The organism is Vibrio penaeicida, assembly GCF_030689305.1.
GTDB lineage: Bacteria > Pseudomonadota > Gammaproteobacteria > Enterobacterales > Vibrionaceae > Vibrio > Vibrio penaeicida_B.
The window spans coordinates 54,550-78,772 of sequence record NZ_JAUYVM010000007.1 but is presented as its reverse complement, the minus strand read 5'-3'; the positions used below and the strand labels follow the sequence as shown (position 1 = coordinate 78,772).

The 24,223-nt window shown below is 47.3% G+C and carries 9 protein-coding genes; all 9 read right to left on the bottom strand.

What is annotated here, in order from left to right:
* Positions 1-2: 2 nt before the first annotated feature.
* On the bottom strand, positions 3-3,422 hold the full coding sequence (locus Q8W40_RS12855; RefSeq protein ID WP_305397573.1) for a non-ribosomal peptide synthetase: 3,420 nt from the start codon (positions 3,420-3,422) through the stop codon (positions 3-5).
* A gap of 3 nt (positions 3,423-3,425) precedes the next feature.
* Positions 3,426-12,539 carry a non-ribosomal peptide synthetase gene (locus Q8W40_RS12850; RefSeq protein WP_305397572.1) on the bottom strand — a complete coding sequence of 3,038 codons (9,114 nt, stop codon included), beginning with the start codon at positions 12,537-12,539 and terminating at the stop codon, positions 3,426-3,428.
* A 57-nt stretch (positions 12,540-12,596) separates the two neighbouring features.
* Positions 12,597-14,471, bottom strand: a complete 1,875-nt coding sequence (locus tag Q8W40_RS12845) for a non-ribosomal peptide synthetase (protein WP_305397570.1) — start codon at positions 14,469-14,471, stop codon at positions 12,597-12,599.
* Between the two features lie 75 nt (positions 14,472-14,546).
* A complete protein-coding gene (locus Q8W40_RS12840; RefSeq protein WP_305397568.1) occupies positions 14,547-15,887 on the bottom strand; it encodes a glycosyltransferase in 1,341 nt (446 codons plus the stop codon).
* Positions 15,888-16,237: 350 nt separating this feature from the next.
* On the bottom strand, positions 16,238-18,328 hold the full coding sequence (recG, locus tag Q8W40_RS12835) for an ATP-dependent DNA helicase RecG (protein WP_305397566.1): 2,091 nt from the start codon (positions 18,326-18,328) through the stop codon (positions 16,238-16,240).
* Between the two features lie 181 nt (positions 18,329-18,509).
* Entirely contained in the window at positions 18,510-19,823 is a 1,314-nt protein-coding gene (gene envZ, locus Q8W40_RS12830) for a two-component system sensor histidine kinase EnvZ (protein ID WP_126606984.1), read from the bottom strand.
* A gap of 99 nt (positions 19,824-19,922) precedes the next feature.
* Positions 19,923-20,642, bottom strand: a complete 720-nt coding sequence (gene ompR, locus Q8W40_RS12825) for an osmolarity response regulator transcription factor OmpR (protein WP_101115675.1) — start codon at positions 20,640-20,642, stop codon at positions 19,923-19,925.
* A 183-nt stretch (positions 20,643-20,825) separates the two neighbouring features.
* Entirely contained in the window at positions 20,826-23,111 is a 2,286-nt protein-coding gene (locus Q8W40_RS12820) for an FdhF/YdeP family oxidoreductase (protein WP_305397563.1), read from the bottom strand.
* On the bottom strand, positions 23,111-24,022 hold the full coding sequence (fdhD, locus tag Q8W40_RS12815; RefSeq protein ID WP_305397561.1) for a formate dehydrogenase accessory sulfurtransferase FdhD: 912 nt from the start codon (positions 24,020-24,022) through the stop codon (positions 23,111-23,113). The genes Q8W40_RS12820 and fdhD overlap by 1 nt, the downstream gene beginning before the upstream one ends.
* Between the last annotated feature and the right edge of the window lie 201 nt (positions 24,023-24,223).

Genomic DNA, 24,223 nt, shown 5'->3' with positions numbered 1-24,223 from the left:
AACTAAATACTCATTTCGTTATCTTGCTCATCAAGGAAGCTGACGGTTTGATTTTCTTCAATATACGCTGCCAACTCGGCGATCGTTTTGGTGGTATAGAGGTTCACTAATTCCAAACGCAGCGAATGACCAAGGTAGCGATTGATCTGGCTAATGACTTTAATGGCGTTAATGGAATTACCGCCGATTTGGAAGAAACTGTCGTGAACACCAACGCGCTCTAACCCCAACACCTGCGACCAGATGCCGCACAGCGCGATTTCCAACTCACTTTCTGGGGCGACGTAACCACTGGATTCCACCCATTCCGGTTCAGGCAGCGCTCGGCGGTCAAGCTTGCCGTTTAACGTAAGAGGGATGGCTTCAATCTGGTTGAAGGTGGCGGGCACCATGTAATCTGGCAGATGAGCATTTAAGCTGTGGCGGAGGTCATCTATGTTGAGTGTCTGGTCACTCACAAGGTACGCGGCAAGATACTTGTCGCCTTCTTTTTCTCTGTCGATGACGACAGCTTGCTGTACCCCATCAACCGCCATAAGCGTGGCTTCAATTTCACCCAACTCAATCCGGTAACCGCGTATCTTCACTTGGCTATCATTGCGCCCGATGTATTCCAGTTGGCCATCGTGACGCCAGCGTACCCAGTCTCCAGTTTTGTATAACCGTTCATCCAGCCCTTCAATTGGACTGTCGATAAACTGCTCCGCTGTTAGGGTTTCTCGGTTGAGGTAACCTCTCGCCAATCCTGCGCCCCCAATGTGCAGCTCACCTGGAACACCGATTGGGCACAGCTTTCCATTGCCAGAGAGGACATAGCATCGCTCGTTACTCAGCGGTGTACCGATAATGTGGGCGTTGCCCGATTGGTATCGAGATTGGGTACTCCAAATGCACGCTTCAGTTGGACCGTACACTTGAATGGCCTCTTTAAAACGCTGCGACAAGCTTTGGTAAATCGCTTCCGAGCCACTTTCACCGCCAACAATAACGGTCACGTGAGACAGGTCGAAAGCTTCTGGCAGTGCCACTTGCAATACTGACCACACCGACGGGGTAAGCTGCAATACGTTGGTCTTGCTGACATGCTCGGATAAGGTTTCTGATGCTTGGTGGATATCCGACAGGTGAACTGTTCCGCCTGACAAGAGTGGTAAGCCGTATTCCAAACCAAAGATGTCAAAGGTGTATTGAGTGAGGCTGACTAGGGAAACAGGCTTCGCCTCGCCGGACTGAGTTTCGACGGACTGCTCGCTTTTAACGAACTGATGATATTGATGAATAAAATCGGCGTAAGCCGAATGCGGCATCATCACCCCTTTAGGCTTACCTGTGGTGCCCGAGGTGTAAATGATGTACGCGAGGTCCTCACCTGAAACGGTCAGGTTTAGGTTCTCTGATGATTGGGCATACGCATTGTCTGCCAACACCAGCTCGGGAAGCTGCGGTAAATCACTTAACCAACCATCCAGCTGGCTAAGATGCGTTTGCTGAGTAAGTATCAGCGGTGCCGCGGTATCTTCCAAAATAAACTGCGTGCGCTCTTTCGGGTATTCCGGCGATACAGGGACATACGCCCCGCCCGCTTTGAGCACCGCTAAAATGCTCACCACCATGTCTACGCTTCGGTCTAAGTACAAGGCAATCGGTGTGTCTGCCGTCAGTTCACGCTCGTAACGAATCACATGTTGTTGGCGCAGAGTATGCGCGAGCTGGTTGGCTTTTTGGTTCAACTCTTGATACGTCAAATGCTGGTCTTGATACGTGAGTGCCACCGCATTCGGTGTAGTTTGCACTTGCGCTTCAAACAGTTGATGCCACGTTGGCTTGGAAGGCGCAGGCGATTGTGTGGTGTTCCAGTCGTGTAATAGCAGCGTTTTTTCAGACTCCGATAGCACATCAATGTCTGCAAGGCATTGTTCAGAATCCGCGACAAAGCTTTTTAATATGAGTTGATAAATCGTCAACACACGTTGCGCAGAAGCATGCTCAAACAGGCTGGTAGCGTAATCCAATCCCAATTTTAGAGCTTCGTGACCGTCATCCACATGGAAGTTCAAATCAAATTTGGCTGGGGCATATAGCCCTTCGTCGCCCAAATCGACCGATTCAAATGGCAATGCGTCTTGGCTCAATTGCTGATGACCGAAACTTTGCATGCCAAACATCACTTGGAACAGTGGGTGACGCGACATATCGCGCTCTACGTTGAGCAAATCAATCAAGCGCTCGAACGGCACATCCTGATTCATTTTAGCGTTGGTCATTACTGCGTGAACCTGCTTAAACAGATCGCTCACTGTCCCAGCTTGATCCACTTGAGCTCTTAACACCAGAGACGTCGCAAAGTAACCAATCAAGTCTTGTGTCTGGGGTTGATGGCGGTTGTCGGAAGGCGTACCGACAACAATGTCGTCCTGCCCACTCAGCGTCGCCAGTGTGAGGTAAAATCCGCTCAGCATAATAACGTAAAGCGTGGTGTCTTGATCTCGTGCTAACGTTTTAAGTTGCTCCGACAACGCGCTATCGAGAGTCAGTGCGACGTTTCTGCCTTGGTAGTTCACTTTTGTTGGTCTTGGGTGATCGGTTGGCAGTTCCAATGTCTGGCAGCCGGATAACGTATCAGACCAAAATGCCATTTGGCTCTCCAGCCCTTTCCCTTCTAATTGATGTCGTTGCCAAAATGCATAATCACTGTATTGAATTGCCAAGGGTGGCAGTACTGGCTGATCTTGCTGTAAAGGTCGATCCTGCGTTAACAAAGCTTGATATGCCTGAGATAGCTCACGCAAGAAAATGTCGGTCGACCAGCCATCAAAAGCAATGTGGTGCCACAGTATCAACAGATAGCATTTGCCTTCAGAAGTAAATTGCGACAGACGCATTGGGGCTTCGGTAGACAGATCAAACGGTCGCTCAATCGCTTGAGACAATTGGGCTTTAAAGTCAGCAAAGTCCGCAACTGTTTTTTGAGAGATGCAAACTTTTTGATTGAGCGGATGCAATGCAAACTGCCCTTCATCATTCTGCTTGTAAATCGAGTTCAACACTGGATGCCTATCGACAACAGCTTGGAACGCCTGAATCAACACATCCTGCTGGATATCACTGGAAAGTTCGACGGTATAAGGAATGTGGTACGCATCTGTGCCTTGTTCAAATTGCTCAATAAACAACATGCGCTCTTGAGCAAAAGACAACGTCGCACTTGTATTTGGCAAAGAGAAAATCTCTGTTTCCCAGAAGTCGTGCTTCGATAAGATGCCATTGCGCCTTAAGATATCCATCAGACCGGGTTTGTTTTCTTTGATTTTCGCAAGTAATACGTCCGATGGTTTCTCGTCACCAAATGCTAATTTGATAGCATCCTCTTGTACCCATACAGACAATTCATTCTCTTTGATTTGATTGATTAGATCTAACATGGCTTAAATACTCATCTCGTTGACTTGCTGGTCTAATAAACCCGAACTCTCTTGGGCTTGCAGATGCTTATGCAGCTCAGCAATGGTTTTTAAATTAAACAAATGACTCAGCTCGACACGTTGGTGACAAACCGATAATTGGTTGATCTGGCTAATGACTTTAATGGCGTTAATGGAATTGCCGCCGATTTGGAAGAAGCTGTCGTGAACGCCAACGCGCTCTAACCCCAACACCTGAGACCAGATGTCGCACAGCGCGACTTCCAACTCACTTTCTGGGGCAACGTAACCATTGGATTCCACCCATTCCGGTTCAGGCAACGCTCGGCGGTCAAGCTTGCCGTTTAACGTAAGAGGGATGGCTTCAATCTGGTTGAAGGTGGCAGGCACCATGTAATCCGGCAGATGAGCATTTAAGCTGTGGCGGAGGTCATCTATGCTGAGTGTCTGGTCACTCACAAGGTACGAGGCAAGATACTTGTCGCCTTCTTTTTCTCTGTCGATGACGACAGCTTGCTGCACCCCATCAACCGCCATAAGCGTGGCTTCAATTTCACCCAGCTCAATCCGGTAACCGCGTATCTTCACTTGGCTGTCATTACGCCCGATGTATTCCAGTTGACCATCGTGACGCCAGCGTACCCAGTCTCCAGTTTTGTATAACCGTTCATCCTGCCCTTCAATTGGACTGTCGATAAACTGCTCCGCTGTTAGGGTGTCTCGGTTGAGGTAGCCTCTCGCCAATCCTGCGCCCCCAATGTGCAGCTCACCGGGAACACCGATTGGGCACAGCTTTCCACTGCCCGAGAGGACATAGCATCGCTCGTTACTCAGCGGTGTGCCGATAATGTGGGCGTTGCCCGATTGGTATCGAGATTGGGTACTCCAAATGCACGCTTCAGTTGGACCGTACACTTGAATGGCCTCTTTAAAACGCTGCGACAAGCTTTGGTAAATAGCTTCCGAGCCACTTTCGCCTCCAACAATAACGGTCACATGAGACAAATCGAGGGCTTCTGGCAACGCCACTTGCAACACTGACCACACCGAAGGGGTAAGCTGTAATACGTTGGTCTTGCTGGCATGCTCGGATAAGGTTTCCGATGCTTGGTGGATATCCGACAGATGAAACGTACCACCTGACAACAACGGTAAGCCGTATTCCAAGCCAAAGATGTCAAAGGTGTATTGAGTGAGGCTGACTAAGGAAACAGGCTGCGCCTGGACAGACTGATGATATTGATGAATGAAATCGGCGTAAGCCGAATGCGGCATCATTACCCCTTTGGGCTTACCTGTGGTGCCCGAGGTGTAAATGATGTACGCGAGGTCCTCACCTGAAACCGTCAGGTTTAGGTTCTCTGATGACTGAGGATACGCGTTGTCTGCCAACACCAGCTCGGGAAGCTGCGGTAAATCACTTAACCAACTATCCAGCTGGCTAAGATGCGTTTGCTGAGTAAGTATCAGCGGTGCCGCGGTATCTTCCAAAATAAACTGCGTGCGCTCTTTCGGGTATTCCGGCGATACAGGGACATACGCCCCGCCCGCTTTGAGCACCGCTAAAATGCTCACCACCATGTCTACACTTCGGTCTAAGTACAAGGCAATCGGTGTGTCTGCCGTCAGTTCACGCTCGTAACGAATCACATGCTGTTGGCGAAGAGTATGCGCGAGCTGGTTGGCTTTTTGGTTCAGCTTTTGATAGGTCAAATGCTGATCTTGATAGGTGAGTGCCACCGCATTCGGTGTAGTTTGCACTTGCGCTTCAAACAGTTGATGCCACGTTGGCATGGAGGGCGCAGGCGATTGTGTGGTATTCCAGTCGTGAATGAGCCTGTTTTGCTCAGTGCTATCAATCACATTGATATGGTGATGGCTTTTGTCGCTCTGATGAGCAACAAACTGCAATATGCTCTCCAATTGCGTCAATAACCTTTCGACTTGGCTGATTTCCATCAGCGACTGATCAAAACCTAGCTGAATCGACAACGCACCTTCTTTCTCGTAGGCCATCACCGAAAATGGGTAGTCCATTTTATCGGACCAACTTCTCGGTGTGCTGTCTGCCGAAAGCCCAGTTGGAGACACATCATCGAGAGATGGGTAGTTTTCAAAAATAAACAAACTATGGAAAAGGCGCTTGCCGTCTTCTTGCAGATCGGCCAATGCAATCCCACTAAAGCTATTAAGTTCAGCGATACTTCGATGAATGGAAGTAAGTACTTCGGCAACGGTGAGGGAATCGGTCCAATTGACGGCGAGTGGCAAGGTATTGATGTATAAGCCGACGCTTTCTTCAATCCCATCGACCGGAACATCTCGCCCCGAAACCGTGGTTCCAACAATGGTTTGAACGTCTTGTGTGTAGATTTGAATCAACTTATGCCATGCAAACTGCAGTGCCACGTTGAGTGTTACGTTATGGGATTGGCAAGCAGATTTGAGCTGTTGGTAAGCTTTCCCGCTAATACACTTTGACGCTTGCGCAGGTGTCACAAGCGACCTGACACTATCGAGTTCCTGTGACTCTGGCAGAAATACGCCAAGGTCATTCGGTTGACTCAATGAATTGCGTTTTTCCGACCAATAACGTGTGGTTTTATCACGTTGTGCCATGCGGTGCATTTGCACTTTGCCATACACCGACTCTTCCACTACGTGTGGCACTTGCCCTGCCCTCAGTGCGTCGTAGTATCTGTGAACTGCCTTGAGCAAAATTGGATTGCTCCAGCCGTCGGTAATGCTGTGATGCGCAGTTTGAATTAGTGTATAAGCACTGTCACTGCGTTTGATTATCGCTACGCGCATCAGGCCAGACACGGTGAGGTCAAAAGGCTTTTCACGCTCTGCGGATTGTAGAGCGATGATGGCTTCATTGTGTTCGTCTTCTGGGAGGTGCGCCAAACTTAAAGAGGTGAATTGGCGTGAGGTGATACCCGCCTCTTTTCCGATCACCTGAACCATTTCCCCTTCCCAGTGGAAAGCGATTCTAAGCGCTGGAAACGCGAAAGATGCGAGCTCCCATGCTTTAAAATAACGGTCAACATCAATGGCACGATCATAATCCACCAGCACTTGAAGGCGATAAGCATCATCTTCAGGTTGGCTGATGTGATGATATACAAACCCTTGCTGCAAACTGCTTGCTGGATAAATATCCGCTATGCTCGATAAACCATACTGGCGTGACTGACCAATATGCTCCAATTGCGATTGGTGCAATCCAGCACAGCCAAAATCGCTCGCCGTATTCACGCCCCCTCGCTTGGCCGCTTCTAGGCTTTGCTCCAATACTTGATGCAAAGATGTGTCGAACGCATGGCGAAATGCCATGGTCTGCGTTGGCGACAATTGAGAAATGATGTCGAACTGCAGTTGCCCATTAAAGACACCACCATTGATGTTCAGTAAAGCGCTGTCACGGTTACCTTCTCCAATAACATTGCCACTGTCTTCATTCACCACCTCCCACATCGACCCGTTTCCTGAGGAGTCCAATTGCCCGAGGTAGTTAAAATAAATCTTCGGCAACGCATCATGAGAAAACGTGTGAGAAAACGCACCAAACCCAATGCCTTTATTGGGGACACGGCGCAGAGTTTCTTTGGTTTGAATAATGGTGTGTTCGAGATCGTCTGCCGCCTCTAATCGCAGCGGATAAGCCGTGGTAAACCACCCTAGTGTGCGAGAAATATCGAGCGTAGGGTCGATCGCTTCGCGCCCATGTCCTTCAAGCGTAATGTGATTAACTGACTGCCCCGTAACGGCATTCAGCGCAAGGCTTAACGCACTCAGAAGCAAATCATTGATTTCGGTGTTATATCCTTGATGCGCCTCGTGCAGCAGCAAATGCGTTTCTTTTAACGGAAACTCGATTCGCGTTGTCGACGTATTTTCAGCAATATCAGCACCAGAAGAGTCGCTTGGTGGAGAAGGCAGTGTCTTTGCATCTGATAACACATCGTGCCAATAAGGCAGCTCGGCTACATGGGTTTCCCTATATTGCTCCACCGCGTGTACCCATTGGCGATAGCTGCTTCCTTTCTGCGATAGCGTATTGTCAGACAGTAACGTCTCTAAGTCCTCTGCAATGATCCGCCAAGACACCGCATCTATAATCAAGTGGTGAAAAGCAAACCAGAGGCGAGCTTCACCTTCGGGGTAACCTGTTAGATACGCCGCTCGCCATAACGGACCATTCTCTATATCGAAATCACTCTGCCAAGTTGTGAGCTGTTGCGCTACGTCCATTTCTGCCGCCACATTCAACTCATGCACTTCTACTTTTGGTAATTCTTCAGCCCGGCAATAATGCTGCTTGATACTGCCTTCGTTAATGTCAAAGCAAATTCTCATGGCGTCGTGGTGAGCACTCAACTGGAATAACGCCGCCTCAAGAGCAGGTTTGGAAATACCAGCGGGGACACGTAGCGTAAAGGCTTGATTCCAATGGTGTGGGTTTGCCAGCCCTTTGTTGAAAAACCACGTCTGTATAGGCAATAGCGAGAATTCGCCTTCCAGCTCTCCTTGCTCAGTATTGAGCGTTTGCTGAGGTTTATTGTCCGCCAATACCAGCGCCAATTGCTTAACCGTTGGCGCATCAAACATGTCTTTCACTTGAATATGAAAACCCGCTTTACGGATTTTAGAGACAAGTTGAATGGCGATGATGCTATCGCCACCAATACGGAAAAAGTTGTCGTTCACACCGATACTTTCAATGCCTAAAACTTGCTTCCAAATACTACAAAGTTCCAGTTCTATGTCGCTATCAGGCGCGACATAATTATTTTTATCGATGAATTCAGGTTCTGGGAGCGCATTGCGATCCAGCTTTCCACTGCTCGACAATGGGAAATCTTTCATCGGAACAAACGCCACTGGTACCATATATTCGGGTAGGCGAAGTGCCAAATAGTCGCTCAATTCTCCGTATGTCAGTGCTTGATGACCGATATCGGGTGAATTGGTATGGGGATGTTGGGCTGGTGGGCTCAGTTGTGACTGAACATCATGTAATGCATGGCTTGAGACATTCACGGCGCCTTCACTGAAGAACAAATGTAAGGCACCCGCTTGCTCAGATTCCGTTGCCAGCAATACTTGTAATGTTAACCCTTGCTGCTCCACCATTAGATGCAAAGCTTCAATGGAAAGCGCGTCTTCGGCAGAGAAAGATCGTTCCGTTGACGGGTTCCCCATTACGCATTGCTGTACGCCCCAGACTCGCGCATCTGGATAATGCTTTATCCAAACTCCACGTTCAGACGAAGCCAATAGACTCGGTAAATCGAGTTCACTTGAAAACTCAACCGAATCAAATTCACTCAATTTAATAGAATTATTATTGGCTACTTCGACGCCTTCTGCACCGTTTTTCTTAATTCGAACAATGACATCGTATCGAAAACGATTCATCTCGTGATCGGCAAAACCGCGTTTAGGAAGTACTTGAACCGCATCCACCGCTGGGTGCTCCATCAATGCGAGAAAGTAAGTGGGAGAAATCGCGAGTTCCGTTTCTTTCGATGCTAACCAAGTCGCCTGTTTGACTAACTGAGCGATGGCTTTCTCCGGATTCCGGTGAGCAAGAATGGAAAGGTGGAAAGCCCTTAGTAACCGTTGATCTCTTATATCACCAAAGAATAGGTTGCCTTCCCCCTCAATGCTTTCAATGGCTTGTTCGATCACTTTGTCGAGGTAGCCAGCATTAGGAAAATATTGAGAAACCGAATTCATCACCACTGTATCAACACGTTGCTCTAACGCGGCACTAGCCACTTCGTCGGCTGGGCAAGTGACAAATTCAGATTTATGCTCATATCCCAACACTTTTGCCGAAGAAGACAAACGATTCATCGCATTTGAAGAAAAATCGGTGGCTATATAGTGGGTGCAAGACGGCAATAATGGATAGAAAATCAAACCCGATCCCGAGCCAATTTCTAATACGGAATGAGGGCTTAACCCTTGAATGCGAGCGACCGTAGCATCGACCCATTCTTTCATTTCTTCCGGTGGGATAGGCAATTGCGTAAACGAGCTTTTCCAGCCTCGGATATCGAACTGATTTATGGTCTGATTATCCTCTTTGTATTCCGCTTCATAAACGCTCTTCCAAAGCGCCACGCCTTCCTGCTCCTGATTGGAAGAAGAGGTAGGAGCGTGTTCCACGTAATACCCTACTAGCGACTTTTCACCTGCGCCCTCAATGGTATGAACGCACGATGCTTTGATTCTCGGGTGCGCTTGCATCGCCGCTTCAATTTCTTCTAACTCGATACGGTAGCCACGCACTTTGACTTGGAAATCGTTTCTTCCCAAATATTCGATGTTTCCATTCGGCTGACGTCTGACTAAATCACCGGTTTTGTAAAGCTTGTTTAGACCTTGCGCTATCTCTTCTTTGGTCGCAAATGGGTTATCGACAAAACGTTCTTTCGTCAGATTTGGCTGGTTCAAATACCCCTGTGTAACGGCAATACCACCTATGTACAGCTCGCCAGGTAGCCCTTCCGGACATAACTGAAGATGCTCAGAATGGGGGTCCATGACCAATAAACGCACATTTTGAATCGGTCGGCCAATGGGCACGGTTTCCGTTTCATTCAGTAAGCAATCGTACACACTGACTTCTATCGAGGCTTCCGTTGGTCCGTATTGGTTATGCAAGGTTGCGCCATGCTGGTTAATCGCATTGAACAGCCTAATGTGCTCGGGAGTTAATGCTTCCCCACTGCAAAAAACACGACGCACTGAACTCGGTATTGATTGGTTAGCGTGAGACAGAAAGTGGCTAAAGCCTGTTAGCATGGGAGGTACAAAGTGAGTAACCGTGACCCGATTTTGCGTCATGATGTGATGCAGCTGCTCCGGTGATTGATGCGCTTTTGGCGGCGCCATCACAATCGCTGCGCCTGTCCAGTTCGCCCAAAGCAGTTCCCACACCGATACGTCAAACGTGTACGGCGTCTTTTGCAACACTCTGTCGTTGGCACTCAATGGAAATTGGTTTTGCAGCGCTTCCAAACGGTTGACCACGCCTTTATGCGGCACCATTACCCCTTTTGGCTGCCCCGTTGTGCCTGAGGTATAGATGATGTAAGCCATATCCGAGCTACTGACAACTGCGTTTACGTTCTCATAATTTTCGTTTGTGCGATCGCTACCTTCATCGATAGAGACACTTTCAGAAGGCAAATCCTCGCAGACACCGAGTAAATCGTTTTGCCACCTTTCTTGCGTTAGGATCAGCTGCGCTTGGGTATCTTCCAAAATGTAACGCGTACGCTGCGTAGGATTATCGGTGGCAATGGGTACATAAGCACCACCGGATTTCATCACCGCCAAAATCGCGATAACCATTTCTAAGCTGCGGTCTAGATACAAGGCGACAGGGGTATTAGCCGCAAGTTGAGTTTGATTTCTGTTTAAGTGATACGTTCGAATTTTATGGGCTAGCTGATTCGCTCGCTGATTCAATTCTCGGTAAGTAAGCGAATGCTGTTCAAAAATCAGTGCAGTATTGTCAGGTGTTTCCTTCGCCTGTTCTTCAAATTTTCCATGCAATGTTTTGTGTTCAGAATAGGTGCGCTGGGTGTCATTCCATCGGTGGTAAACATCGTTTAATTCCATCGGAGGTATCAGGGATATCTCTCCAATCGGCAACGCCTCTTCCATATGGCTTTGCAGTATTCGTTCAAATATCGCGGCGAACTGTGCCATCGTGGATTCATTAAACAGCGACGGTTTATAGTTAAATGACACGCGTATTGAATCGCCTTCATCGCGACATACTAAGCTCAAATCGTAGCGGTTTTGATCGTTCCCTAAACGTGCTTCACCATAGGGCTCCCACCCTTCGACACTGCGTTGGCTTCCTAACTGGCTTTTATGCTCTCGAAGCAGAAACAGCGTTCTTGCAACCTGCCCATCTTGACTGGCTTTTACCATGCCAAGCTCTCGGTTGATTTGCCCCAAAGACAGCTCGCTGTGGTCTATCGCTTCAATCACACATTGCTGAACTGACTGCTTCACGCAGGAAAACGTATCGTTTTGATTCAAGCGAACTCGCAGTAATGCCTCTCTGGCAAATAGCCCGATAAGGTGCTCTAGCTCAGAACGATTCCGGTTGGTGAACGCTGAGGCTATGGCAACGTCAGTTTGACCCGTTATTCGGTGCAGCAATACACCGTAGGTTGCCAGTAATAGGGAATACAGCGATGTACCTGTCTGTGTGCACTCGTCCTTTAACCAGCGAGTCAAACGGGTAGGTAAAACGTGTTCATATTGAGTCACCGACACATCACTGTGGATGCCTGGCGTACGGTCATAAGGTAAGGCTAAATCGACGTCGCAACCCGCTAGTTGCGTTTTCCAGTAAGCAAGATGAGACGCTCGCTTGGCTTTCTGTGGTTCTTGCTGCATCCAGTGGGCGTAGTCTGCCGGTTGAACTGGAAGCGCAGGTAAGGCTTCACTTGTCTCTTCAGGATGCTGTTCGCTGTTTGAATACAAATAAAAGTGGAAGAAGTCACGCTCGAAATGCGCAATGGAGCCACCATCAAAGATAAGGTGAGAGAAAACAAACACTACTTTGCTTTCAGTATCGCTGCATCGGATGATGTGCACGCGAAACATCGGACCAGTGTTGACGTTAAACGCTTCTGCAATATCTTGCTGAATCACCTCATCCAGCGATAGAGCTACGACCTCTTGGTTATGATCAGATAAATTCGTTTCGCGGATTTCATATTGTACATTGGGCAATATTCGCTGCTTTAATTGCCCTTCTTCGTTCACAAATACGGTTCGTAGGCTTTCATGCCGCTGTATTAAGCATGACATGGCACGGCGAAGCTTAGCGACGTCAAAATTTTCTATGGAAGAAGAATGCTCAACGGAATACATGCAGGGGATGTTGCTGGTGGACGTCGCATTATGCAGGCTTTCAAGTACCCACATATCTTGCTGTAACTCAGAAACTGGAAATGTATTATCACTTCCCTGTCGGTTCAACGCTTCTATAGCATTTCCTGTGCGGCGCTTACGCTGCGCGAGCAACTTTTCCCGTTGCTTTTGGGAAAGCGAAAGCCTTCCCTTTCTTTCACCGTTCATATTCTGCCTACTGTGTTTGCTTCGTTTTAATTATTCTCAAGATGCTTGGGTATAGCGTTATTCTTCCGATGCCATTAGTGCTTCTATTTCTTCTTCACTCATCTCTGAGATGATCAGATCTTCAATCAACTGCGATAGCGACTGAACAGTATTCCCCCGTGTAATGAAGTCTGAAAAGGTCACTTCGACACCCAGTTCAGCATCGATCCCACTCAGTAGCTGAATGGCAAGTACCGATGTCCCACCCAAATCCATAAAGCGCTGAGTGCAGCAAACTTGGGGGCGAGACAATACCTCGCACCAAATACGATGGATTTCTTCTTCAATATCGGTTTCTGGTAAGACGGGCTCTTGCGAAATAGAGGATTGCGAAATAACCGGCTGCGAAGTGCTTTTTTGCGAAACGCTCGATTGCGAGATAGCAGCCGAAACAGAGCTTGGTGCCAATTGCGCCAACGCTTGGCGGTCGACTTTGCCATTTTCTGTCATGGGCAATGACTCTGCATGCTCAATATACGCAGGGACCATATAGCTGGGTAAAGCATTAGAAAGCCGCTGCCGGAGGGAGTTAGTATCAAAAGCAGAGCTAACGACAAACGCAACCAACTGCCCTTGGCAAGACTGTGACGACGACACCACAACACCAGCCTGCTGCACCTTTGATTGGGCAAGTATGTGACTTTCAATATCACCAAGTTCGATTCGATGACCATTAATTTTTACCTGATGGTCAATTCTGCCAAGACACTGATATGACCCGTCTGGATTGGCTCTACCTAAATCTCCCGTTTTGTATACCTTGCCTTGTGCTGACGGATGATCGATAAAGCGTTGCTCCGTCATTTCAGGCCTGTGCCAATACCCTGCGGTGACCCCTTCCCCTGAGATGCAGATTTCACCCACATCGCCTTGAGGTATTTCTGTGTTGTTGTCATCCAGAATGAGGATTTGAGTATTTAGGATAGGATGACCAATATCGATTTGGTCTTTGTGCGTCACATCTTGCACGGTCGACCAAACCGTGGTTTCGGTTGGTCCGTACATATTGAAAATACGAGCTTGGGTGACTGAGTGGAGCTTTCTAAGCAATGTGACTGGGAATGCTTCACCACCAACCAATAGGGTATTAAGCCCAGCTAAAGCCGCTTGAATACGAGGTTCATCCATCATCACACTGAGATGTGAAGGGGTGATTTGAAGGACATCCACGTCGGAAAGTGCTTCGGAAAGCCGAGAAATGGATTTGCGTTCATCATCCGAAATCAAATGAACGGTCAGTCCCTGTAACAGTGCAACCAGAGATTCCAAAACAAAAATGTCAAAACACACGGTTGTTAAAGACGCCATGCTACGAAGTTCGCTTAAGCCAAGGCATTCTTGCATCCCTGAATTAAAATTAGCCACATTGCCATGAGTGACACACACGCCTTTGGGTTTTCCAGTCGAACCTGACGTATAGATGAGATACGCCAAATCAGTTGCTGCACCTTGGTAGCATTCAAACCGTGGGTTGAGCGACAAAGAATCCGCCACCAATGCAACATCCACTGTCAATTCACTTTGCACGGTTCCGAGCATTTTGGTGCCGCTGTCATCGGCGATGACCAATCGACACATGCTGTCGTTTAACATGTGTTCTACCCTTGATGAAGGGTAATTTAAATCAACAGGTAAATAAGCAGCACCAACCTTAAGCACTGCTAACATGGACACGAGAACGTCTTCTGAACGCTCTAAAAGAATGGCAACCACGTCGCCTGCTTTTACCTGCTTATCTACCAGTAGGTTGGCAAGTCTATTGGTTCTTGAATTTAGCTCATTAAAACTGACTTCTTTATTTTTAAAAACGATCGCGCACTTATCACCAGATAAACGAAATCGTTCTTCAAATAAATATTGAAGGCTTACGCCTTGATCAATATCATTTTTCATACTCATTCCATGTAACCTTATTAATTACAGAGCGTATATTTTTATGTGCGACAGAAATACAATATTAAAAATGAATCACTCGTGACTCTTTTGTTTTAACCGACGCATGAGTAGCGCTTTTTTATTAATGCTGGTCTTTGGCTTTGTCTCGTTGGATTTATCTGAGATTTCTGCAACCATGGTGCTAGGGTGAGGTATAAATCCACCACCTGATTCCAGCAATTTCTGTACCCGCTGATAAATCGCTTCGAAAGGCTGATCTTGAGACGTTAACTCCGCTAATGATTGGCAATGCTCTAACACGCTTTTTGAGCCTAACTCCTCCATTGCTTTCATAAGATGGACCGTCGTCCATTCAGCTTGGGGCAAAAAACGGGCGACTTGCTGGGCTTCTAACCTCCTTGCATTATCAGGACCGTCCGTCATATGAGCCATTACCAGTTGTGGCACGCCAGCTCTCACACATTGCGCACTAGAACCAATTCCACCGTGATGTATCACTAGCGAACAACGTGAAAAAACACGCTCAAATGGCAGCTTTCTTGCTCGAATACATTGCTTAGGTAACTCGCTAGGCAGCATATGGTCATGTTCCGTCACGACAATGGCAGGTCGATTGGCTTGCGCACAAGCGTCGATGGCGGAGTGGTATAAATCTTTTGAAACGAGCTGACTAGTACCACCAGTGATCAGTACAGGTTTAGGGTTCACGTGAAAAAATCGCTCGACCGCTTCAGGCAAAAGGTCACGAGGTTTCTCTATGCCCTTCGATTTCTCAGTAGTTAAAGGAAAGCCCACATGGGATATATCTAATTTGGAATCAAAAGCGTCGTTCGAGAACCAACTAGGCCAAAAACCAAAACTGTGTACGCTAGAAAATTGGTAATCCTGCCATGTTGTTTGCCCTTCAAGCTGTAGAAGTGCTCTAAAATCATTCACTTCTTTGTCTAGTGTTGCTTTAAATGCCTGATTGATCAGCGCCATATAGCTCAAGTTGCTAGGCGCGAGATAAACGCTAATAAAGGGCAATTGGCGCACTTCGGAAAGGTGCATGGCAGCGATGCTGGATCGGCAACGTCCAATGAGTATAGTCTCGGGTTCGTTTGCGTATTGGGCGAGGATATTAAATTCTTTTAATCGCTTTTCTGGGCTGAGGTATTGCTGCCTGAAATGCTGGAACTGGTCTGGTTGAGAAAAAGGCTGGAGGAAATTAGGCATGCATTCTTGGAGCTCATGATACGAATCCTCATCTTCCCAAGATGTAAAATTCACCCCTGCATCTTCTGCCCATTGTTGGTATCCATAATGGCTAAAAATACGGACTGAGTGTCCCTGTTTTTTCAAATATTCAGCTAACCGGATAAAAGGAATGACATCCCCACCTACCCAATGAGTCGATATTAATATATTCGCCATATGATGATACCAGCCAGTATTAAATATTATTAAAACCAATACCTAAGTATTAATTTGATTTATTTTTTACTGCGAAAAATATCATCAATAGAATTTTAGTTACATTAAGATTGGATAAATTTTAGACTCAGTTAACAATTATAAATCGCGCGGAAATATATTTATCTAATTTGAGATTTATCTACTGACTTATATTGAATAAAAAGGTAATTAAATAAATAACAGAGATTGAGATCAACATTTAAAAATAAATATTAATGTAATTATAGTTTAATTGACTTAGGTTATTTTATTGCACTTTTTTATTAACAAATAAAACAATAAAACACCTTCTTTTGATGATTTTTAATCTAGGCGTTTGAATATAACTCTCTATCGCCCAGCCAGCGGTCGATTATTGCTTGAGCGTTGTTTGGATATTGCTCATGCAGATGCCTTGCAATACGTTGAACCTCAGGAATCAGCTTTTGATCTCTCACCAAATCAGCAATTTTAAAATCCGCTAAACCGGTTTGTTTGGTGCCAAGCAGTTCACCTGGTCCTCTAATTTCTAAATCTTTCTGTGCAATCACAAACCCATCATTACTTTCACGTAATACACCTAAACGCTTCTGGGCTGTTTTAGAAAGAGGAGAATGGTAAAGTAGGACACAATGGCTTGCGACCGACCCTCGCCCTACTCGACCGCGAAGTTGGTGAAGCTGAGCCAAACCCAATCGCTCTGGGTTTTCTATGATCATCAAGCTGGAGTTAGGAACATCCACCCCCACTTCAATGACCGTGGTCGCCACCAGCAAATGCAGTTCGTTGTTCTTAAACTGAGCCATGATTTGCTGTTTTTCAGCAGGCTTCATGCGCCCGTGTACCAAACCAATGTTCAACTCGGGTAGTTGAAGTTTAAGCTCCTCTTCCGTATCAGCGGCAGCTTGGGCTTCTAGCACTTCTGATTCATCTATCAGAGTACACACCCAATAGGCTTGTTTCCCTTCTAGGCACGCATTTCGAACTCTGTCGACAATGTCCTTTCGACGTGTATCCGGAATCGCGACCGTTTGAATCGGCGTTCTTCCTGGCGGCAGCTCATCAATCACCGAGGTTTCTAAATCGGCATATGCCGTCATTGCGAGTGTACGGGGAATGGGGGTAGCAGTCATGATCAATTGATGCGGGTAATACCCTTGCTTGGTTCCCTTTTCGCGTAGCTCTAACCTTTGATGAACACCAAAACGGTGCTGTTCATCAATGATAACCAAAGAGAGATCTTTAAATTCTACGTGATCTTGAAACAGTGCATGGGTTCCGACCACCATTTGCGCATCGCCACTGGCAATATCCGCTAATTCCTTTTCCTTGGCTTTGCCTTTCAACTTGCCCGCCAACCAGCCGACTTTGATGGGCTTACCATTGAATTCGATTTTCTCGAACCACTCGGTAAAGTTGATTGCATGCTGCTCTGCCAACAACTCAGTAGGCGCCATTAATGCCACCTGATGACCGTGTTCCAGCGCTCGTACTGCCGCCAAGGCTGCCACCAGCGTTTTTCCTGATCCTACATCGCCTTGTACCAATCGCATCATTGGGTGTGGCTTTTCCAAGTCTTGCTCAATCTCTTTCACTACCCTTTGCTGCGCGCCGGTTGGGGTGAATGGCAACAAATCCAGCAATTGCTGTTTCAGTTGGTGCACGGCGGGTAATGGCAGTGCTGCGTCTATTTGCGTTTTACTGCGCACGGCAAGCATGGATAGATTCTGTGCCAGTAATTCTTCTAAAATCAATCGTCTTTGTGCTGGGTGCTCGCCAGCATCAAACGCTTCTAAATCAATTGAAGGAGAAGGTCGATGGATAATGTGCAGTGCTTGCCCCATGGTCATCTGATTGTTATAGAGACCACTTGGCAACAATTCAGTTACCGACGCTTTATCTAACAGTTCTAACGCTTGATCGGTCAAGTTACGCAGGGTGATTTGCCTGAGCCCTTCCGTCGTTGGGTAAACTGGAGTTAATGTCGGCTCGGTTTCCGCTTTTTGGTCTGGAGCATAAAAAGTGTAATCGGGATGGATGATCTCCAACCCATGACCGCCACGCTTTATCTCTCCATAGGCGTGAACCAATTTTCCGTTGGAGAAATTATTCTTCATACCCGCGGTAAAGTTAAAAAACCTTAAGGTAACCGTACCATTGCCGTCGCTGATCTTTACCGTCAGCATTTTGCGTCGTCCAAAAATGGTGTCTACGCCCATCACTTTTCCTTGCACCGCCGCCCATAACCCCGGGTGAACCTTCGCCATGGGATAAACGCGGGTGCGGTCTTCATAACGGTAAGGCAGATGAAACAAGAGATCCTGAACGGTGTTCAGCCCGACTTTGGCTAACTTTTCTGCCACTTTTGCGCCGACACCAGATAGCTCTGTAAGTGGAATGGCAGACAGGAGTTGCGACATAAGAAGGTCTCTCTTGATTCTAGAAAAGTGAATGTGGATTCAGAGAGTTAGTTTGACGCCCATTTGAAAGATCTTCAAGAGCAAGGCAAGGAATCAGAAGCATAAACGAAAAACCCCGCAATCGCGGGGCTAAAGTACGTTTGGATAATGGTCTTTTGGGGAATAACAGCTCGTATCGTACTTACTGCTTTTTCGCTACAGGGAAGCTTATTTGAACTTTCAGCCCCCCTTCGCTGCGGTTGTTCACCACTACGGAGCCGAGATGCTGGCTCATGATACGTTTAACGATCGCCAATCCCAGTCCTGTCCCTTCGCTGCCGCGCGCCGTATCGCCCCGAGTAAAGGGTTCAAACAGCTTCGCTACCTGGTCTTTTTCAATTCCGGGTCCGTTGTCTTCTACGCATACCCACGTCAGCTTGTTGTCGGCCGTCATACCCGAACTCACCTTGACCCAACCATTGCCATAACGAACAGCATTCACCACCAAGTTGCTGACGGCACGTTTGATCGCGATTGGACTACCTAACACAGGTTTATTGGGTTCTTGTAAGTCCGTTTCGATAGGAATTTCGTAGCCTCCTTCCGAACCGGCCACGTCTTTTGCAATGTCGTTAAGATGCACAGGGGCGAATGAATCGGTATTTACGGGTTTCAAATAATCCATAAACTGGCTGATGATTTCATTGCACTCTTCAGTATCACTGATGATCCCTTCCGCTAAATACGCATCTTCAGGAGACATCATTTCCGTCGCCAGTCGAATTCGAGTAAGAGGAGTACGTAAATCGTGACTGATCCCAGCCATGAGAAGTGCTCTGTCCCCTTCTAGCTCTTGAATACCACGAGACATTTGGTTGAACGCTTTTGTCACCGCTTTAATTTCGGTTGCGCCACGCTCTGGCAGCGGCGGTGGAATTTCACCTCGCCCAACATTTGCGGCCGCTTTTTCTAATGCCATTAGTGGGCGGTTTTGCAAACGGATAAACAACCAACCACCCGCGATAATCAACAATGCCCCAATCAGGCTGTTGCGGAAAAAGGGCGCGAAGTCTTCTTCTTGCAGTTCCGACAATGGAATCCGAATCAGATACCCAGATAAAGACTCGATTTTCACCCATAACACGTAGCTTTCTTCCGACAAGATAAGGCGAACGTGCGTTTCTCTATCGAGGGCGGCGCTCATTTCTTCACTCATCAAATCGATTTCTGTGGCTTTGTCATACTCCTCGACGATGGCTTCATCAAGCGTATGCATGGTTACCCCAAGCTGCTCCAGCAGTTTACGACGCTGAGGCGCTTCGAGCACCACGCCGGATTCTAGCTCGACACTTTCATCCAACATAAGGTTCATTTCGTAGGCAAGAATACGGTTGAACTGCTGCAAGCTAGGTAAGAGCGCGTAATTGAAAACAGCAAAGTAGGAAAAAACCTGACTGGCAATAAGTAAGGTAAGGAATAGAACTATGCTTTGAGTACGGGAGCTGCGTAATCGCATCGAGGGCTCCTTTCGGAAGTAGGTGAGCAGTGTTATCGGTTAAAAAAGATAGGGAGTAAAGTGATTATCTTTACTCCCTACTCATGTCAGTTTTGAGCGTTACATTTCTTTGCCGTCTGGGACAAAGACATAACCTAATCCCCAAACCGTTTGAATATAACGTGGGCGGCTAGGATCTTCTTCCAGCATACGGCGTAAACGGGAAATTTGAACGTCAATAGAACGTTCCATTGCCGAGTATTCACGACCACGCGCCATATTCATGAGTTTGTCACGCGACATTGGCTCACGCGCATTGGTCACGAGTGCCTTCAGAACCGCAAACTCACCGGATGTCAGTGGCATAGGTTCTTCACCGCGGAACATTTCACGTGTTCCAAGGTTCAGTATGAATTCACCGAACTCGATAACCTTATCTTCAGCACTTGGGGCGCCCGGTGCTTCAATCGTCTGACGACGTAAAACAGCTCGGATACGAGCAAGCAGCTCACGCGGGTTAAATGGCTTAGGTAGGTAATCGTCGGCACCGACTTCCAAACCAACAATACGGTCTATCTCATCGCCTTTTGCTGTCAGCATTAAGATAGGCAGCATGTTGTTGGCATTACGCAAACGGCGACAAATGGACAAGCCATCTTCACCAGGTAACATCAAGTCCAATACCATCAGGTGGAAGTTTTCGCGTGTTAGCAGACGATCCATCTGTTCACTGTTGGCGACACTACGCACCTGAAAACCTTGCTCAGATAAATAGCGCTCTAACAAAGAACGTAATCGAGCATCATCATCTACCACTAGTATTTTGTAGTTCTCTTGCATAGATCTTACTTCCGCTAACAACTTAATCGGACTAAAGGTAGCATTGACTGAGCGTTTTTCACTCAATCAATTGTTACACTTTATTTCTTCGCTTCATATATGAAACACAAGTATATACCCTACCTCATTCTGACCGCGAGCGATTATTGACAGAGAAAACTGCTTTGTCGTTGATTTACGCAGCTAAATCACAGTAGATGATTCTAGTTTTTCAATTGTCACAGGAATGGATTTCGATATTGGTGTAAAACTGTACTCTCCATGACTGTCGAGAGCCACTAACGGATTGGTTTCTGGAAAATACGCTGCCAAGTTACCCGCAGGTATCTCATAAGCAACCAGTTTAAACGAGGTAACCTGACGCTTAACATCGTCTCCCCAACAGGCCGTAATGCTCACCCGATCCCCTTCTTGGCACCCTAAAAGTTCTATATCTGTTGGATTAATGAACAATACTTTTCGCTCGCCAGATATCCCTCTGTATCGGTCATTAAAGCCATAAATGGTGGTGTTGTATTGGTCATGAGATCTCATGGTTTGTAACACAAAAACGGGATCGGTACTTTTACGTGGTTTTGCCCATTTGATTATCGATTCAGGTAAAGCATGAGAATGAAACTCGGCTTTTTCACTTTGAGTGGCCCAAACACGCTCTGCTGCTCGGTTTCCCAAGTAAAAGCCACCGGGCTGTTTCAAGCGATGATTAAAATCGGTAAATCCGGGGATGGTTTTCTCGATGAGATCGCGTATTAAACCGTAATCTTTAATGAGTGCCAACCAATCAACGGGAGTAACACCCAGCGTTGCCTGCGCCATACCTGCTACAATCGCAGGCTCTGAACGCATTTCGCTTGTGTCACTTTTCACGACGCCACCAGACGCGTGCACCATGCTAAAGGAATCCTCGACGGTCACTTGTTGGGGCACACCCTCTTGTAAGTCGATATCGGTTCGACCCAAGCAAGGCAATATCAACGATGCCTTACCAGGCGTGACGTGTGTTCGATTCAACTTAGTGGCAATATTCACCGTGAGATCACAAGAAGACAGCGCTTGCAGCGTTCTGGCGGAATCCGGTGTGGCTGCTGCAAAGTTTCCCCCTAAGGCAATGAAGACTTTACTGCGCCCCTCTTCCATAGCTTTAATGGTTTGAACGGTGTTGTGCCCTTCATCTTGAGGGGGTTTAAACCCAAATTGTTTTTCTATCGCGTCTAGTAGGGATTGCGGTGGTTTTTCATCAATGCCCATAGTGCGATCACCCTGTACATTGCTGTGCCCCCTTACTGGACATAGCCCTGCACCACGTTTACCCACTTGCCCACACAACAATTGCAGGTTCGCCATTTCCTGAATGGTTTTCACCGAGTGTAAATGTTGGGTAATGCCCATCGCCCACGTCAGTATTACTTTTTCAGAATGCCGGTAAATTTGTGCAGCGTGCTCGATTTCCGCTTGGCTCAAACCCGACTGTTCAACAATTTGGTGCCACTCCGTGTGTTCCACTTTGTCCAGATACGCCTCTAATCCAAGCGTGTGATCTTCAATAAAACGCTGGTCAAACACACTCCCTGGTACGGTCTTTTCGCTTTGGAGTAAAGCTTTCACCATCCCACGCACCACTGCCATATCTCCCCCTAGTTTGGGGGTAAAATAATGATGCGTAATTTTTGTTCCACCACCCGTTAGCATTTCATCCATTGCTTGTGGGTTGGTGAATTTCTGCAGTCCGCGCTCTTTGAGCGTATTGAATGTGACGATATTGGCGCCTCTTAACGATGCAGAGCGCAAGGTATCCAACATTCTCGGGTGGTTTGTTCCAGGGTTCTGCCCAAAGACAAATATGGCGTCGGCATGATCAAAGTCGTCTAAGGTGACAGTGCCTTTGCCCACACCAATGGATTGTTTAAGCGCAACACCACTGGCTTCGTGGCACATATTGGAACAATCAGGGAAATTATTGGTGCCATACGCACGTACAAACAGCTGATATAGGAAGGCAGCTTCATTGCTTGCTCGCCCTGATGTATAAAATTCCGCTTGATTAGGATCGGGAAGCGCTTTGAGGTGTTTGGCAATGAGCGCAAAAGCATCGTCCCAACTTATGGGGCGATAATGGTCCGTAGATGGGTCATATTGCATGGGTTCAGCCAATCGACCTTGATCTTCCAGAAAATAATCCGTTTGTTTGGCAAGCCACGACACTGGATAGGTCGCAAAAAAATCCGCACGAACACGACGGCTCGTTGCTTCCCAGTTCACCGCTTTTGCGCCATTCTCACAAAACTTAAATCGGCGGTTCTCTTCCAGCTCCCCCCAAGCACACCCGGGGCAGTCAAAGCCATCGTGTTGGTTTGTACTCAGCAAGTTTCGAATATTTCGGATAACGCTCTCACTTTTGATCAAGTGCTGAGTGGTGCTTGCTAACGCCCCCCAGCCTCCGGCATTCCCTGTGTATTTTTTTACCGTCATCATTTTTCCTTGATGTTATTTTTTGGGGGCTGAGAACCAAAGGCTAGTCTTTGCTCACCGCTATAAATATTAAACCCCTCTTGCTGACAAAACCCGATCAGTGTGATGCCAAAACGCTGCGCCATTTGCACTGCCAGCTGAGTGGGCGCCCCGACAGAGACCACAACAGGCACACCAGACATCACGACTTTTTGCATCATCTCAATACTTACTCTGCCGCTCAGCCCAATCACTTTGCCCTTTTCTATGTATTCTGGAACGCGCGCTCGCAGGCCAAGTAATTTGTCCAATGCATTGTGCCTGCCTACATCCTCTGCGATAGAAAGAAGAGAGCCGTTAGCATCAAACAATCCGCAACCGTGAGAGGCCCCTGTTTGGGCGAATAGCTCCTGTTGTGCTTTAAGCGTATCTGGCAACGCAACAACGACTTGCTCAGGAAGCCAACGAGAGGTGTTGTCGAGTTTGGGGACACCTCTAAGCTCAAGTAACCGGATGGCAGACTTGCCACACAACCCACAACTGGAAAAAGACGCACTGCGCCCTTGCGACGCCCAATCGACCTCTACTTCGGGCACCAGTTCTGCGTAACATTCGTTACTGTCCGTGCCTTCACCAAACGTTAAGCTTCTAACTTGCGCTACGCTGTCGATCACCCCTTCCGAAAGCAACATCCCAAGAACGAGTTCGCTATCTCCCCCCGGCGTTCGCATCGTCGAAAACAGGTGCTTTTCTTTCACGCTGGTATCGGGTTGTTGCTGTCGCAGCCAAATAGCTAACGGCTCTTCCACAATCAGTTGATCGGTCTGAGGGATACATTTCCCTTGTTTCACTGCGATTCGATTCAATCGTTTTGTCGAATTATCCGCTTTATTGAGGTGTTGCTCTGGGTTTTGTGCCACCCTATTCTTCACTATAGTCAGACCTGTTAAATGTTTGTTACTTCCAAATGAAACAGTAAATTGTGCACTCCGCCATACCAAAGCATAAAAAATGGGCACTTAATGTCGATTTCGCGACAATCCGTGGCTGAAATTGAAAACTATGTCAAAATTACTCTAATCCCACGAAGCATGGCATTCCATTTCTGCTGACTTGTGGTAAAACTGACCCTA